The organism is Mucilaginibacter flavidus (assembly GCF_024055575.1).
GTDB lineage: Bacteria > Bacteroidota > Bacteroidia > Sphingobacteriales > Sphingobacteriaceae > Mucilaginibacter > Mucilaginibacter flavidus.
Genome location: NZ_JAMXOE010000010.1, coordinates 86,875 through 102,131, shown reverse-complemented (window position 1 = coordinate 102,131; position 15,257 = coordinate 86,875). Strand labels below are relative to the sequence as shown.

Annotated in this window: 15 protein-coding genes; 8 read left to right on the top strand and 7 right to left on the bottom strand. The window is 42.7% G+C overall.

The genetic code is table 11. The annotated features are described in order from the left end of the window. The first annotated feature begins 92 nt into the window (after nt 1–92). Nucleotides 93–446: a hypothetical protein gene (locus NAF19_RS15960; RefSeq protein ID WP_252791070.1), complete on the top strand. Its 354-nt coding sequence runs from the start codon at nt 93–95 to the stop codon at nt 444–446. Between the two features lie 76 nt (nt 447–522). On the opposite strand, the gene NAF19_RS15955 is transcribed toward NAF19_RS15960, so the two are convergent. After that, nucleotides 523–1,953 (bottom strand): glucoamylase family protein, encoded by a 1,431-nt coding sequence (locus NAF19_RS15955; protein WP_252791069.1) that lies wholly within the window; start codon nt 1,951–1,953, stop codon nt 523–525. A 79-nt stretch (nt 1,954–2,032) separates the two neighbouring features. Then, nucleotides 2,033–2,398 (bottom strand): hypothetical protein, encoded by a 366-nt coding sequence (locus NAF19_RS15950; RefSeq protein ID WP_252791068.1) that lies wholly within the window; start codon nt 2,396–2,398, stop codon nt 2,033–2,035. A gap of 95 nt (nt 2,399–2,493) precedes the next feature. Between NAF19_RS15950 and NAF19_RS15945 the strand changes: the two genes are divergently transcribed. Beyond that, entirely contained in the window at nt 2,494–3,294 is an 801-nt protein-coding gene (locus NAF19_RS15945) for an MBL fold metallo-hydrolase (RefSeq protein ID WP_252791067.1), read from the top strand. Between the two features lie 21 nt (nt 3,295–3,315). On the opposite strand, the gene NAF19_RS15940 is transcribed toward NAF19_RS15945, so the two are convergent. Beyond that, the gene (locus NAF19_RS15940) at nt 3,316–4,218 is read right to left on the bottom strand and encodes a glutamate--tRNA ligase family protein (protein WP_252791066.1); all 903 of its coding nucleotides are present in this window, start codon (nt 4,216–4,218) and stop codon (nt 3,316–3,318) included. A gap of 390 nt (nt 4,219–4,608) precedes the next feature. Between NAF19_RS15940 and NAF19_RS15935 the strand changes: the two genes are divergently transcribed. Beyond that, a complete protein-coding gene (locus NAF19_RS15935; protein ID WP_256484318.1) occupies nt 4,609–5,166 on the top strand; it encodes an AraC family transcriptional regulator in 558 nt (185 codons plus the stop codon). On the opposite strand, the gene NAF19_RS15930 is transcribed toward NAF19_RS15935, so the two are convergent. Genes NAF19_RS15930 through NAF19_RS15920 form a run of 3 tightly spaced genes read right to left on the bottom strand, consistent with a single transcriptional unit; the run spans nt 5,152 to nt 8,033 of the window. Then, nucleotides 5,152–5,538, bottom strand: a complete 387-nt coding sequence (locus NAF19_RS15930) for a VOC family protein (RefSeq protein WP_252791065.1) — start codon at nt 5,536–5,538, stop codon at nt 5,152–5,154. The two genes, NAF19_RS15935 and NAF19_RS15930, sit on opposite strands and share 15 nt — an antisense overlap. Nucleotides 5,539–5,558: 20 nt before the next feature. Next, nucleotides 5,559–6,335 (bottom strand): exodeoxyribonuclease III, encoded by a 777-nt coding sequence (gene xth, locus NAF19_RS15925; protein WP_252791064.1) that lies wholly within the window; start codon nt 6,333–6,335, stop codon nt 5,559–5,561. 12 nt (nt 6,336–6,347) lie between these two features. Next, nucleotides 6,348–8,033, bottom strand: coding sequence for a DUF3863 domain-containing protein (locus tag NAF19_RS15920; protein WP_252791063.1), 1,686 nt, complete (start codon nt 8,031–8,033; stop codon nt 6,348–6,350). 281 nt (nt 8,034–8,314) lie between these two features. On the opposite strand from NAF19_RS15920, the gene NAF19_RS15915 reads away from it, so the two are divergent. Beyond that, entirely contained in the window at nt 8,315–8,578 is a 264-nt protein-coding gene (locus NAF19_RS15915; RefSeq protein ID WP_252791062.1) for a hypothetical protein, read from the top strand. Between the two features lie 53 nt (nt 8,579–8,631). On the opposite strand, the gene NAF19_RS15910 is transcribed toward NAF19_RS15915, so the two are convergent. Next, entirely contained in the window at nt 8,632–10,083 is a 1,452-nt protein-coding gene (locus NAF19_RS15910) for a S41 family peptidase (RefSeq protein ID WP_252791061.1), read from the bottom strand. 275 nt (nt 10,084–10,358) lie between these two features. Between NAF19_RS15910 and NAF19_RS15905 the strand changes: the two genes are divergently transcribed. From NAF19_RS15905 to NAF19_RS15890, 4 genes are all read left to right on the top strand, one after another. Next, complete coding sequence (locus NAF19_RS15905) at nt 10,359–10,862, top strand: DUF2165 family protein (RefSeq protein WP_252791060.1); 504 nt, start codon at nt 10,359–10,361, stop codon at nt 10,860–10,862. A 330-nt stretch (nt 10,863–11,192) separates the two neighbouring features. Then, on the top strand, nt 11,193–11,729 hold the full coding sequence (locus NAF19_RS15900; RefSeq protein ID WP_252791059.1) for a hypothetical protein: 537 nt from the start codon (nt 11,193–11,195) through the stop codon (nt 11,727–11,729). Nucleotides 11,730–11,885: 156 nt separating this feature from the next. Continuing rightward, nucleotides 11,886–13,646 (top strand): PDC sensor domain-containing protein, encoded by a 1,761-nt coding sequence (locus NAF19_RS15895; protein ID WP_252791058.1) that lies wholly within the window; start codon nt 11,886–11,888, stop codon nt 13,644–13,646. An 81-nt stretch (nt 13,647–13,727) separates the two neighbouring features. Next, entirely contained in the window at nt 13,728–15,224 is a 1,497-nt protein-coding gene (locus NAF19_RS15890) for a hypothetical protein (RefSeq protein ID WP_252791057.1), read from the top strand. The last annotated feature ends 33 nt before the right edge of the window (nt 15,225–15,257 follow it).

Genomic DNA, 15,257 nt, shown 5'->3' with positions numbered 1-15,257 from the left:
AAGATACAGATTTACAAAGGGGATAATAGTTATTGGGAGGTAACGATTAAATTTTCGAAGCAAATGCTGTAACTTCGGGCAAAGCCTTATTAATGATTATTAAACATTGCCCGGAATGCAAAAGCGCTAACATCAAATTCAGCAGCAGGCGCAGGTATTTCTTTAAATCAGCCGGATGTTTATTGATCGTTGTGTTATTCTGCCTGATAATTTACGGATTAAAAGACGAAGACCCTGACAGGGTTGTGCTTTTAGGAGTGTGTTTAAGCATGGTTTTGATTTGCCTGTTTTTAAGCATGAGCATTTATTATTTAATAAAAGGCATATTGACTAAAGAGACGGGCTACCGGTGTAAATTCTGTAATAATAGCTTTCAAAATCCAATTTTGTCAGATAAAAGCACTACGCTCCTTTTAAAGGAAATTGCTCGTCGTGGGGATGGGTAATTCCCAACGGTCTATTTTACCGTTAGAATTTATAACGCGAGTTTTTTAATACTTATTACAACCTCGAAAGTTGCGGTTATTCCTTCACCCACTTACTCTTAAATCCTAACCGTTTCAGCCCCTTTTGTATATCCGGATTACTCATAAACAGCTTCCATATCAAACCGCTGCGGTAATTTTCAATCATGACTACAATCGGCCCCTGGTCAATCGCCAAATGGGTTTTGGCGTACCAGTTATGGGTTTCGCTAAAGCCATCGGCAAAACCGTATGGACCCCATATCTTATCTCCCAAATCATAATAAAAATGTTTAAGCGCTTTCATGGAGTATTCTGGCGTGTATGGAAACGATGATAGCGCGGCCGTAGGTTGTATTACGCCCCGGTCGTCTTGCGGACAATGGGCTACATAGCCCTTCCAGCTGTCGCCGGCTGTAAGTCCCCAGCAGTTTTCGCCGTAGCCTTTAAAATGTTTAGGGTTGGCTATACAATATGCTCTGTTGATAAGGGTATGATTTTTTGTTTGTTCGGCATAATCAATGCCGTTATCGTCAGTTAGTCCGGCAGGATCAATGCCCATGTAGGTGTATTGTTCAAAAAACAGCGGCCCGCCCATATCAAAATCACCCAGCGGTAGTTTGTAGCCAAAATACGATTTGCCATTTTTCCAGGGTGTGCTTTTTACCCAGCTGTTTTCATAAAGTTCCTTCGATATAGGGTGTACCGGCGATGATGCCGAAATAATATAGGTAATCAGTGCCTCATCATACCCGAATACCGGGAAATTCATGTCAAAATCGTTACGGGGGCTCCAATGCCAAAACAAAGTTTTATTGCCACCCGCGCTGTGCCAGTTCCAGTCGGCAGCGTCCCACATTTGCTGTACCCGTTTTTGGAAATATCTTTCGGGCAGCGTGTTGCCATTGAAGTAGGCCTTAGCAGTAAGCAGCCCCATCATCAGGTACGATGTTTCAACTATATCTGCGCCATCGTCCAGCCTGCCAAACGGGATCGTCTTGCCGGTTACACCATTCATAAAATGCGGGTAAATACCATGGTAACAATCGGCCTTTATTAAAAAGTCAACAATCTTTATCAATCGCCTTAAGGCGGTATCTCTGCCAATCCAACCACGATTTACGGCTACCACGGTTGATAGTACGCCCATCCCCGTACCGCCAATGGCGCAGGCTTCGGGGCCGAAGGTGTGTTTGCTCAGGTTCGGCTCATCGTCGGCTTCGTTAATATAATCCCAGTAGTATTCGGCTTTTACAGTATTGTCGCGCTCACGGGCCAGCCCGCTAACCGGGTGGGCAAAATGCCAGAAGTACCTGAAAGTTTGCCGTTGTACAATTTCAAGCAGCGCTGAATCGCTGATATTTTTGATGATTCCTACAGGCGCTATCGAGTTGCCGGGGTTTGGTTTATGCCCAACGGTATTTTTTTGTGCAGATGCCATGAAAGCAAATAACAAGGCGATAAGCATGCAGATTAATCCTTTTTTCATGAATGTTTTGTAACAGGAAAACCGATTTATAATTGACGGTCAAGTTAGGGTTTTTATAAGCTATGCAAAAGCAGTTCGCTTATTCTTTCTTTTTGACCTTTGTGCTTGGTTTAGGTTTTAATGTTGTTGCATAATCGTAGCTGTCAAAAAACCAGGTTTTCAATTCTTCAGTTTTCTGCAAAAGAGAATTGGGTACTTGCACGTACTCCTTTTGTACAATACCATACTGAAATACGAGGCCTGTATCGTATTTCAGTATGAATTCCCCGCGCTTTTGTGCCGGTAGCTTTAGTGCTAAATAGTCGTCTTTTGTAAAATAGCTGTACATATTGCCGTTTAGCGAAGTATAAGGCATGGTGTCTCCTTTTCTAACGGCATCGGGATGCATGGCAAATAATTTATCGTACAATACAATTTTCTCGCTTCTGCTATTAGGTGTTTCCATCTTTTTGTCGGCTTTATGTAATTGGTTAGTCCAAATTAATCATCGTTTAACGCGATTAAAATCCGTTTTATAAACTTGTAAAATAATAAACCAACATGAACTCAACACATTATATCTGTACCACCTGTGGTGTTCAATATGCTCCGTCAAATACACCGCCAGCCCATTGCAAAATTTGCGAAGACGACCGCCAATATGTAAATCCCGCCGGCCAAAGCTGGACAACACTTAGCGAATTACAACAAGAGCATAAAAATAAAATTGAGCAGGTTGCCCCTAATTTATACGCCATTTATACAGAGCCTACTTTTGGAATTGGTCAGCGCGCACACCTGTTAATAAGCCCTGGCGGTAACATTTTATGGGATTGTATCAGCCTGATTGACACCGAAACTATTGAAGCTATCAGTGCGTTAGGCGGCGTTCAGGCTATGGCAATTTCGCACCCTCATTATTTCTCCGCAATTGTGGTATGGGGCCGGGTTTTCGGCAATGTACCCATATACATAAACGCGTTTGACAAAAAATGGCTCGCACGCGCCGACGCCAATATTAAATTGTGGGACCAGGCCACGCTCAACTTATGGGACGACATACAACTGATTCGCTGCGGCGGACATTTTCCCGGAGCAAGTGTTTTATTTAGCCCGCAAAACAAAGGCATGTTGCTGGTTGGCGATACCATACAGGTTAGCCCCGACCAAAAAACAGTTTCGTTTATGTATAGCTACCCCAATTTGGTGCCACTGCCCAAAAAGGAGATATTGCAAATAAAGGCATCAGTAATTGATAAACCGTTTGATGCTATGTATGGCGCATTTGGGCGTTATATTTTAAATGATGCTAAAAAATGTATGGAATTTTCGGTGGAAAGGTATTTGAAAATATTTGAATAGGCCTTGTGCCTACTGCTAATACTACAGAATTTGTCCCGCAAGTTGCTCCCAGTTAACCACAGTTTCTTTTATACCCAACATTCCGGCAATCAGCACAAATATATCGGCCGGTTTTTTGCCCTGTGCGCGCAGGTAATTTATTGATGTCGAGCCTGCAGATTTCGATAGTTTTTTGCCCGGCGCCTCCATTAGCAACGGGTGATGATAAAAAGCAATTTCAGCAAATATCTCCTCTCCTAATGCAAGCGACAGTTGGTGTTGCGCAAGCGTGGACGGCCAGAGGTCTTCACCACGTACTACCAGGTCGACGCCATAAAAAAGGTCATCAATTACCGATGTGAGCTGGTAGGCGGGTAAGCCATCTTTGCGTTTTATCACAAAGTTTTCCATTTCTGCGGGCGAAGCCGCCGTTACTGTTTCCCCGTTATAGCTTTTTACCGATAGTGGCAGGTTGCCACTTGTATCCAAACGCCAGCTGGCATTAATTATATCGTCCGTTAATACCTTATTTTTGCAATTGCACACTGAAGTGTTCAGTTGACTGCGCGAACACGTGCAAGCGTACACAGCGCCGTTACCACGTAATCTTTCAAATGCTTCATTGTAAAGACCGAGGCGATGCACCTGCGAGTAACTATCCTCAAATTCTTTAACATTGCGAGGACCCTCGTCCCAGGGTATCTCTAAAAAATTAAGCGTATCAAAAATATCTTGTATGTATTGTTTGTTGGCCCGGGCCTGGTCAATATCATCAATCCGTAATAAAATTTTAGCCCCTGTTTTCCGGGCCACCGCTGCCGTAATGCTAAATGACAATATATTACCAACATGCAGAAAACCACTTGGTGTTGGTGCAATGCGGGCTTTGTTAAAATACTTGTCGTGGGTTATCATTTCTTGGCGCGACGGGATGTAATCAACCAAAATACAATATGTGTTTTAGCTTCTAAAATATAAGGTTGTTATTTTTTCAAATAGCCGCTTAATTATGTAAATCTTTCCCCAAATAATGTAACGGTCGCCGGTCATCGCCAGGCTACATTTGTATCATTAAATAATTAAAAAAATAAAATCATGAAAACATTATTCAAATTGATTAATACAATCAAAAACAAATCTCAAAAATGCAGCAACCCAAATTGTACCTGTCAAAACTGCACATGTGGCGACAATTGCACCTGCTCAAATTGCCTGTAATAATTCCATTTTTCAAAACAAGATAGCCATTTAATTTAAGTGGCTATCTTTGTTTGGTAAGCCGGGGGCTAATAATACCCCAAACCCGCTTTTAAATTCATCTTCATTATAATCACTTTGAAGTACTTCATAAAAAATATGGTTTGCATGCGCTGTGTTAAGGCAGTCGCGCTTTTGTTGGAAAACATGAATGCTGAGGTAGTTTATGTGCACCTGGGTGAAGTCGTATTGAAAAACCCACTCGCGGCAGAAGAAGTCGAACAATTTAAAACAGGTTTAAAAAGTGCTGGATTTGAATTGCTGGATGATCAGCGCGGACGGCAAATTGAGAAAATAAAAGCCATAATTATTGATCACATTCATTACAAGGAAGATGAGAAGTTCAATTTTTCGAAAGTACTTTCAAACGAACTTGCCAAAGAATACTCCCAGTTAAGCAAGTTATTTTCGGAAACAGAAGGCGTAACGATTGAACACTATGTAATCCAGCAAAAGATAGAACGGGTTAAGGAACTGCTTGCCTATAACGAAATGAACCTTAACGAGATTTCTTATAAGTTAGGCTACAGCAGTGTTGCACATCTATCGGCTCAATTTAAAAAAGTCACCGGGCTTACACCCACACAATTTAAAGCGCAGGACATCCATTTACGAAAACCGTTAGACGTTGTTTAGCTTTTGCGAAAGCTGAAATACATTACCCTCCGGATCTTCCCCATCGCAAAGCAAATAATTAAATCCAGGGAAAGATTTTATATCCCTTAACACCACGCCCTGCTGCATTAAACCGGCGCAAAATGCGGTCAAATCGCTGTCGACATTAAAAACTAATTTGGAGTTGCTGTCCACCCTGAACGGCTCATCGCTTTCTGTTATAAAGTCGCTGCCAATTTTATGAAATGCCATTTCTATTGCCCCGGCGTTTAGCACCACCCACTCGCCGCTAATTTCTTCAAGCAACTTAAAATTAAAATGCTGCATGTAAAAGTCCTTAAGTCCTTCTACGTCTTTGCCGAAAAGTATTATCCTGTTTAGCGAAATATTCATTTTCCCTATTTAAATAAATATCATTCATCTGCGAGCTCAATCCAAACCGGGCAATGATCGCTTGATTTTTCCCAGCCGCGTACGTTGTGGTCAACGGCTCCGGCTTTAAGTCGACCGGCAAGATTAGGGCTCAACAAAAAATGGTCAATACGCAACCCTGCGTTACGGCCATAAGCATCGCGGAAGTAATCGAAAAAAGTATAGATAACCTGGTTAGGGTATAAGGTGCGGATGGCGTCCGTCCAGCCCTGGTCCACCAGCGTTTTAAAAGCCAGCCGTGTTTCGGGGCGAAACAGCGCATCGTCAACCCAACGTTCCGCTTTGTAAGCGTCAATCTCAGTGGGCATAACATTGTAATCGCCTGTCAATACTACAGGCACACCCGATGCAAGTAATTCGGCCGCATGCAGCCTCAGCCTTTCAAACCAGCGCAGTTTATAGTCAAACTTAGGGCCGGGTGCCGGGTTGCCATTTGGCAGGTAAAGGCAGCCTATGGTAACACCATTTATAACAGCCTCAATATAGCGGCTATGCTCATCGTCAGGATCGCCGGGCAAAGCACGGCGGACTTCAGTAATATCCATCCCGCGCGCCAGTATGGCCACGCCGTTCCAGCTTTTTTGGCCATGCCATATAACATTGTAGCCGGCGTCAAGGATAGCCTGCTCCGGGAATTTTTCCTGCGGCGCTTTCAGTTCCTGCAGACAAACAACATCAGGCGTTGTTTCTTCCAGCCAGCGCAGTAATACAGGCAAGCGCCCGTTTACACCATTTACGTTATAGGTTGCTATTTTCATAACATTGCTTTATTAGTTATTACCCGAAAGATTTAAGACTATTGAATCGCCGGACGGTGAAATCCTGAACACCGCGCCGTCTGCCGGTTTCGTAAATCTTCCCTTAACAGCTTTTACGGCATAGTTCATTCCTTCAAATTTACAATTGATACGGTTATTATTTACACTGATAAATGGCAATTTTATACCGTCCGCGGTTGTCAAATCAAGGTACCAGCTACCGGGGATATCACCATTTATTTTGATTTTTAAGGTTCGCTCGTCCATATCCATCACAAGGGTTCCCCGTGTGGTTGTCAGAGGCCAGGTTATGTGTAACTTCCCCGGGGCCGGATTTGATATGCTGGGTTTGCCGCCTGCTAAGCTAACCGATTTTCCGTCGACAGCAGTCATAAACCTTAAGCCTGCCAGTTTTTGGGCTTTGCTCCAAATGTAACCATCAACAACAGGCAATGTGAAAAACGTACACTCGTTCGATGTTGCCACTTTTGTTTCGTAAACCGAAGGCAGCTTCTCATTAAATAAATGAATATCGCGGAAACGTAGCGTGCTATTTTCCCACAACAGGTTCACCCGGTAAAAGCGGCTATTGAACCAAACGGTTTTGAGGTCACTACCAGGTATATCTTCATTAACGGTAACCGATGTCGCTGGCGTAACCTTGTATTTCGCCTTAAACCACGCGCCCGATTCGGCCAGGGTTTCCACCTTTATTTTGTGCTCGTTACGCAGTTTTGCTATCAACGGCATTTGTATATCAAATCCTTTGGCCATGGCATCCCAGGTAAATGAGTTTTCCTGCCCGGCCTGTGTGTAGGCAAATTCCATGTCCTGCCCTTCAACAAACTGCTTAAAATACCAGTTTACCCAGGTAGAATCGCCGCCGCCAAATTTATAAACAGGCTCAAGGGTTACAACGCCCTGCCTGTTTGTGCCGAGGCCGTTGTCATACTGCCTTACCGGGTCGCTGCCCAGCATCCTGAAAATGGGTACGGGCACCTGGTTTGCTTCGTGCTGCGCGGGCATGTATGAGTTTATTTTGCTGGGATAATAAGCCTGGTTCCAATAGCCTCCCCAAAGCGTATAACCATCGGTGCCATATTGATCTTTACAATTAGCCGATGCCACAATGTGGTACTTTTGGTACATATAATTTAGCGTATGCGCATCAATAAACCACGATGCAACCGACTTTGGATAGTAGCCGAATATCTTCTTAAAATCCTTCATGTAAACATCGGTTAACAACTCACGTTCATGAGGCGTATACCCGGTTGCGAAGCCTATGTTTGCCCGCCAGTCCCAGGGATAACGGCCACGCCATTTTAACCCTGCCTTTTCAACCAGCGGCTGCGGTATTTCCCACCAGCCCCCAATTTCGAACGAGTTGCGCGGCAGATTTTTGAGCAACATTTGATAGCGAGCATCCATCAGGGCATCATACTGTAATAAAAAAGTGCCGGCCAGCTTATATTTTTTCATTATTTCCACCTGTTTTACCACGGTCTGGTAAAGCACATCTTCGGTAATTGCAGGGTCACGCGGTTCCAGCAGGCGGATAAAATTTACAATATTTACAATTTTGGGGTGACTGCTTTTTATTATCGGTACAATAGGTTTACTACCGTAATTGAACGAACAAAGCAAACTTGTAACCGCAATTCCAAATGCTGCAAGGGCCAACAGCTTTTTATTCATGGCGTTTTATTAAGTAGTGTTGAATGATATGACGTTGGGCAAATTACAAATATTTTGGTGCTTGTGGATGAGAATTATATCAGTTAACCGCCGCGTTCAGTAATGGCCGCTCCACAAACTTCCGACTGGAATACGCGGTAAATTTAACCTGGCAGAATTAAATCTTTAAAACAAAACAAACTGATTAGTCCTATGTTTTTATATATATTATTGTCTTCAGTCTGCTGTTGTCAAATACTTCATCCACATATCTATTGAACTAACACTTACTTACCAACCCAATGTTAACAGATACCTCGTTCCACGTAAAAGTTATAAACGATGAAATAATAACTTATTACGAGGCAGTGCCTGGTGATGCGTGTTTCAATTTGGCCTATAATAGCGTTATTTTTGCCAGTGTAATGCTGCAGGGCCACTGGCAACAAACATCCGGAATAAAGTTACCCGCTCAGCAACTTTTAACAATAGGAAAACAAATCAGCAGAATAACACGCCGCCAGACATTTACCAACACAAAAACACCACAGGCAACAGCGTTGTAAACACGCGCCAACATTTCAATAACACAACGGTTGGGGTTGTGGAAATGGTAACGTTATTTTTTAGATTTTTTGTTTAAGTCGTCAGCTACCCATTGCACCCAGTCCTTTTCTTGCGCAGGAATATAGATATCAGGCTTTATACCGGTAGGATTAATGGGTTTTGTTTTTATATCTGTCGAGAAAAATACAGGGTACCCCCAGTAATACCATTTACAACTTTTGTCCCCAATTGGCAGCGCATTAACACTGCTGTAGTCAATCATCCCATAAGTGTTATCCCCGTACAAAGTAACTTTCGAGCTGGTTTCCTTTAAGCCATTAATAAATGCTTCGCCGGCGCTTGCCACTGCTTTGTCGGTAATAACAGCAATATGTGCGGGGTATTTGTATACCACCCTTTTGCCGGTATCTGGCCACGCGCGATAAAACGAGAATCCGATTATTTTACCTGGATTGGCCCTGATTTTGCCGATAATATCATCGTAATATTTGATTGCCAGGCTATCTTTCTTTTGCCGGTAATACGTGCTCTGGTTGTACAGGTAAGCGGCATCGTCTTCAGAAGCCATCAGCAGCAGGTCGTCGGTGCCCGGCTTTTTCGGCTCGGGGTGTACAATAGTATTGGCTATTTTGTAAATACTGCCCCATATGTAATTGCCGCCGCCATTGCCGCGTACATCAATTATCAAGTTAGGGGTTGATGTAATCAGTGCCTCGTTTTTTTTCAGCACGCTATCCAGGTAGCGGCCATCAATTAATGCCGAGGGGACTGTAAGCAGCACATTATTTTTATCAATAACCTTTAATATTGGCAGCTGTGGGTCAACTGAATTTATGTAGCTATACTCGGCATTTATCGGCCACGATTTTGCGAAACGATAAAACCCCATCGCAAAAAAAACATTTTTAAAAATATGCACGTTCTCGAAACGCAACCGGGCAAAATCGCCCCGGTAAATGGCTACTTTATAGGTGTTTTTTGCTGTTTTTTCAATTTCCATTTTCACCATACCCGGCGCCCATTTAGGGGTCGATGTTTGCTGTACCACCCCCGAAAAGGTATTTTTCCCTGTTTTTACAATGCCTAATTGCAGGTTTCCGGCCGCCCGCCAAATACCCTCTATCGAATCCCTGTCGGTTTTTTTAGCAATTAGTTCTTTGTAATTTGCCGGCAGGGGATGTGTTTTAACAGTGGCTGCTAAACTGTCGGGTTGTTTTGGTGGCGACTCAAAAATATCCAGGTGCCCATCGTGAAAAAAGCCGACATATTGCTGCAGCACGCCATAGCAATCTATAAACGAGGTTTTAACCGCCTTTTCCATTAGCATTCCTTTTAACTTCACATATTGCGAGCTATCCTTTTCCTTCACCTTATGGATATAGCCGGCATAATTGCTTTCGGTTTTTGTAATAACCTGGTTTAAAAGGGATGAACAGGAGCACGTTTGTGCAAACATGTTGTAGCCGCTGACAAGGCCACACATTAATAAAAATAGTTTCTTCATCATCAAATATTTCCCGCCAAATAAAAGCAATCGGACTTTAAAATTTCCCGGCGTATACATTAAACAGCTATTGGTATACCAACTGCATGTTTATGCATCTAAATAAAGCTTTTTGTCGTAAAGATTATATGCGGCGAACAGTATTTGATTGATTAAAAACTTATGAATCCCAACCGACATATATCGTATGAATTATTAATCGCCAAACGTTTGTTGCCACATCGTTGGTTTTACGTCCTGATAGTTAGATATTTGTTTATTAAACCATTCCAACTATGTATACAACTCAATTCCTCCTTCGCCTTACTAAAACAATTTCGGTAGCGGCAATTGGTTTAATGGCTTTGCTGGTAGTTATCGGCAATACAACCGACTATTTTACAAACTACCATTTTGTTGAGCATGTACTAAAGATGGATACAACTTTTCCTGATAGCAACATCCATTACCGCAGTGTCCATAGCACATTCCTGTATCATACAGGTTATATTTTCATCATAGCAATGGAAGCCTTTATGGCGTTTTGCTGCAATAAAGGCAGCTGGCTTTTATTTAACAACTTAAAAAGCAGCGGTGCTGTGTTTCATGCGTCAAAAAACTGGGGCGTAGCTGGCATACTTACCGGTATAATAATCTGGTTTCTTGGCTTTGAAGTAATTGGCGGCGAATGGTTTGCCATGTGGCAGAGCCGCATTTGGAACGGGCTGGGCAGCGCCGAACGGATTGTCACCTTTTTAGTTATGGTGCTTATATTATTGCAGTTTAAAGAGGAGGATTAACCATAAAAGTGGGTTTACATGGTTTACACTTTTTAATGTAAATACATAACTAAGTATATGTAAATCAATTATTTATGTATATTTTTTAAAATAAACGGATTTACATTTTTAGTCGTCCCTGCAGACAAAGGCTTAATGATAGTTTATAGGTGGCAATACATCAACAATAAACCTTCAGTTTAATAGCAGCAAACTTGTGCTTAAAAATTATTTTTTTAAGCACAGAGGTAATATTTATAAATATATATTTTTATATTTATAACATAATAAGCCTTCCCCGGGCAATTACGCAGCTAACCTCCACCGCACATCTTATGGAAGTACAATCACATGATCAGGAACCTTTTTTCATTCGGCCGTAACCGGGGTGTAATTTTTGCAACTCTTTTGGTAATAATAACGCTTGGCGCAGCGTATTTTTTTGTTTACGTACCCAACAATCAACGGGCGCTGGAAGAAAAGCAATTCAGGTGCCTGCAAAACGCAGCGCAAAACATATCTGATAAAATCGACAATTCGTTGGCCACACTCAATAATTTAATGAGCAATTATCAGCCATTCTCAAAAGCTCATAACAATGCCAAATTGCTGGCCTACATCAAAAATTATCCCACCAAAAACTTTACCTTAACCATCGATACCAATTATGTGCGGGTAAAAACCAACCCCGAACCGGCTCCCGGAACAATCAGTGATACATCCATCATTTTTAATGAGCGCACCCTCTCCATCCACATCGTCAAAAAAAATGCGTGTATAGGAATTACCTATACATTCAAACAGTTCATTGAGCCTTTACTGCCACAAAAAACTTTTGATGAATACATTGTGTTTCGCGAATCTGATTTGATTTACCAGAGTTTTTAAAGCGGCATCACGCAATTAGTATCCGACTCGCTGAAAAAAGACAAAAGCGCTTTTAATGCCGAACAGGTAAAAGACATTTCGCTTAGCGGCACTACCTATAAGTTTTTTTCGCAACAGCTGAACCTTAAGGCTGCAGCACCGATTACAATAGTTGGTTTGCTTACTAAAGACCATTATGGCGAAGAAAAGAACAAATTACCGGAGCAGGCGGTATTGTTTTTATTGATGTTGGCCATCGCGGGTATACTGGCACTGCCATGGATTAAACTATACCAAATGGGAAGCAACGACCGGATGACTGCTGCCGACGGCCTGTTCTCGCTCACGGTGCCCATGCTATTGATGTCTATCCTCTTCTTTGCGTTCTTTTCATATAATGCATCGTTCCGGTCGGGCACGCCGGCTTCTGAATTTATGACCAGGAACCTGGCAGACAGTATCAAAAGCAGGTTCAGTTCTGAAATAGAAAACACCTACCGGGTACTTACCCGCGCAGCGGCAGCCTGTAGTCAGCAAAACATCCCGGCAAAGCCATTGTCACGCAGAGCGGCCAACCCCGGCAAAACAGTCAGCGGCTGGGATACTACCAAACTAAAGTCAATAACAAACGGGCTTAGCGTAAACCAGGTATACCAACTTGACGAAAAAGGCTGGGAGATTGAAAACTGGACGCCGGGTGCAGAACCACCGCCCCGGGGCAATTACCATACCCGCGATTATTTTACCCGGTTAAAAACCCAAAAACCATTTTATATGCACGGCGACCGCGGGCAGCCTTTTTACCTTGAGCCCGTAACTTCGCGTACAACCAACACATTTACTACCGTGTTGTCCATACCATCTGCCAGTAGGGGTGCACCTTATACCGCTATATCATTTAATATTAAAGCTTTATATCACCCTATACTTACACCCGGCTTTTTATACAGCATTATTGACGGGCAGGGAAGAGTGCTTTATCATTCTGATACTACGAAACAACTGAACGAAAACCTTTTTGTTGAATTTTCGGAAAGCGAAACGCTTAAAGCCGCTATTGATGCCCATACCGATCAGCTTTTTGAAACCAACTACTCAGGTAAAAAATATACCGCCTTTGTATCTCCGTTTTCAATTTTGCCATACCAGGTTCTGATAATGGAGGATGAATCCTTTACCAGCGCGCGGGCAATCAACAATTTCGTTTTTAGCTTCTCCATGCTTTTTGCATTTTTTGTTGCACTTGCTATCGAGTTATTGATTGTTTTTATGGTGTCGATAAAAAGGCAATCGTATAAAAAACATTATTTTGATCTTTCGTGGATAGGGCCGAATAAAAAATTCAATAATGAATATAACCTGGCGCTGTTTGCCAACCTGGTAACAATATTACTGCTCAGCCTGTTCCTGGGTTTTGGCAGTTTATCGTTCTTCGAGGCATTGTTTATGCTTTTTGCAGCATCAAGCCTGTCGTACCTGCTGCTTAATTTGCTGTATGCAAGGGCCTATAAAAACGCAAACAGCGATCAATACATCCCTAAGCGCAATGCCATTATAGCTTTAGGCGTAATTGTTATTGTTATAAATATTGTAGCGGCTGTTGTAACAAGTGCGCTTCGGCTCGGGCTTTTCCAGGTAATTTTAGTTATTCTTATCGGAATATTGTGGAGCTGTTATGAGCGGCGCATCTTGTTTAAAGAATGGATAGACCGACGCTGCGCCAGCGAATTTTGCACGAGTTTTTCAATAATGACATTTACCCGGCTAATTATTACCAGCGGCTTGCCGGTGCTCCTGTTTTATATATCCAGTTTTAACTACGAGGCAAGGCTGGGCGCCCGTTACCGGCATTCGTTATTTACTAAAGCTATCAAACAGCAATATGCGCTCACTCCTGATAGCATTAATGCAGCAAATATTTACCGCGATGGCGTTTGAGTTAACCGGTATTCCTTTATTTCGGCGAAACCTAAAATCACACTGGGTGGGGATGAACACCGTGCCACAGTTTTATTTGGTTTGCTAACGGTAGACAACAACAAACGCCTTACCGGCATTAACGAACTTGACCATACACCGAAGGATGAAACGTGGCTATACAGCAGTTTGTTTAATTCCGGGGGTACATCAGACAGCCCTGGGGTAACTTATCACCGGCTGGCAGATCAACAATATTTCAAAGTGCAATCATTACCGCTTAGGTATAACCTGCCGGTTTTTACTACAGATAGCAACTGGTACAAAGGCGTGGCCTATTGGGGGCTATTTATTGGGGCTCTTGTCGGTTTTTGGTACTTACTGCAAAATGTATTAAGGCGACTTTTTGCCTTAAACCTGCCATCTGACAGCTATTGGGAAAAAATTGACGAATTGCTGCTCCGCAACGGCAAACTGAACAAGCTTGTTTTTTTGATTGGCCCCCCGGGCTCGGGTAAATTAACCAAGGTGATTGACCTTGTGGAGCATAGTAAAATTAAAGGCATAAACGAGACCGATCTTATTTCATATCAAAGTCCGCCGGATGCACCCAATTATTTTGTTGCCGATATGATTCTTATCCCGAACGAGCCTTCAGACGTCAATAGTAAAACCGATTGGGATAACATGAAAAGCGAGGCCCAAAAAGACAAATACAAGCTTGTTATTGTTAACCATTTTGAGTACGACATAAAGAACCCGGCATCCAACCGTTTAAAGCTTACATTCCTGGAAGATATGTTGCAGAAAAATTTAAGCAAGGTTATCATTATATCGACAGTACATCCTATAAATTTCCTCGACTCGCTTAATCAGCTGCAAGCAGCTCAGGCCGCGGCCACGTCAGACCGTTCGCCTGAGCACGATTTGGAACGGTGGCATGTTTTGCTTGGCCACTTTAAAATAGCCGTCGAAAAACTTGACAGCAGTAACCCGCCGGTTAATATAGATACTCCCGACTGGGAAAAAACACTGCTGTATGAAACCCGGAACGGGCATTTCCTGAAGGATATGAAGGAGCCGCTGGAAAACCGCCTTAAACAACCGGATGTGGATCAATCTACAATTGGCCCGGACGGATTAGCGCTAAAATTAGGCATCACGTCGCATTACTTTTATATGTACATGTGGCAATCATTAACCAAAGAAGAAAAATTCCTGCTATACGACCTTGCTGAAGACGGGCTTGTAAACCCTTTCGACGACTATAACCTTATCCTGCTGATCAGCAAAGGGCTGGTGATACGTGAAGACGGCATATTGAAAATATTTAATAACGGGTTCAGAAATTTTATTCTAACCGCAATAGGCAGTTCGGAAGCTAACCAGATACAGCAACAGATAAAGGATAACGGCAACTGGAGCAAATTAAAAATGCCGCTTATTATATTAATTATTGCATTGCTGGCCTTTCTTTTCACCTCGCAGAAGGAAGCCTATACCACGCTTATTAAATATTTAACAGTTATTACGGTTGGCGTACCGATGGTCTTAAAGCTCTCGACGTTTTTTGGGAGCGAAGGCGGTAAGGCGACTTAAAACATTATACTGTGCAGCCGGGTGTGCCCACTT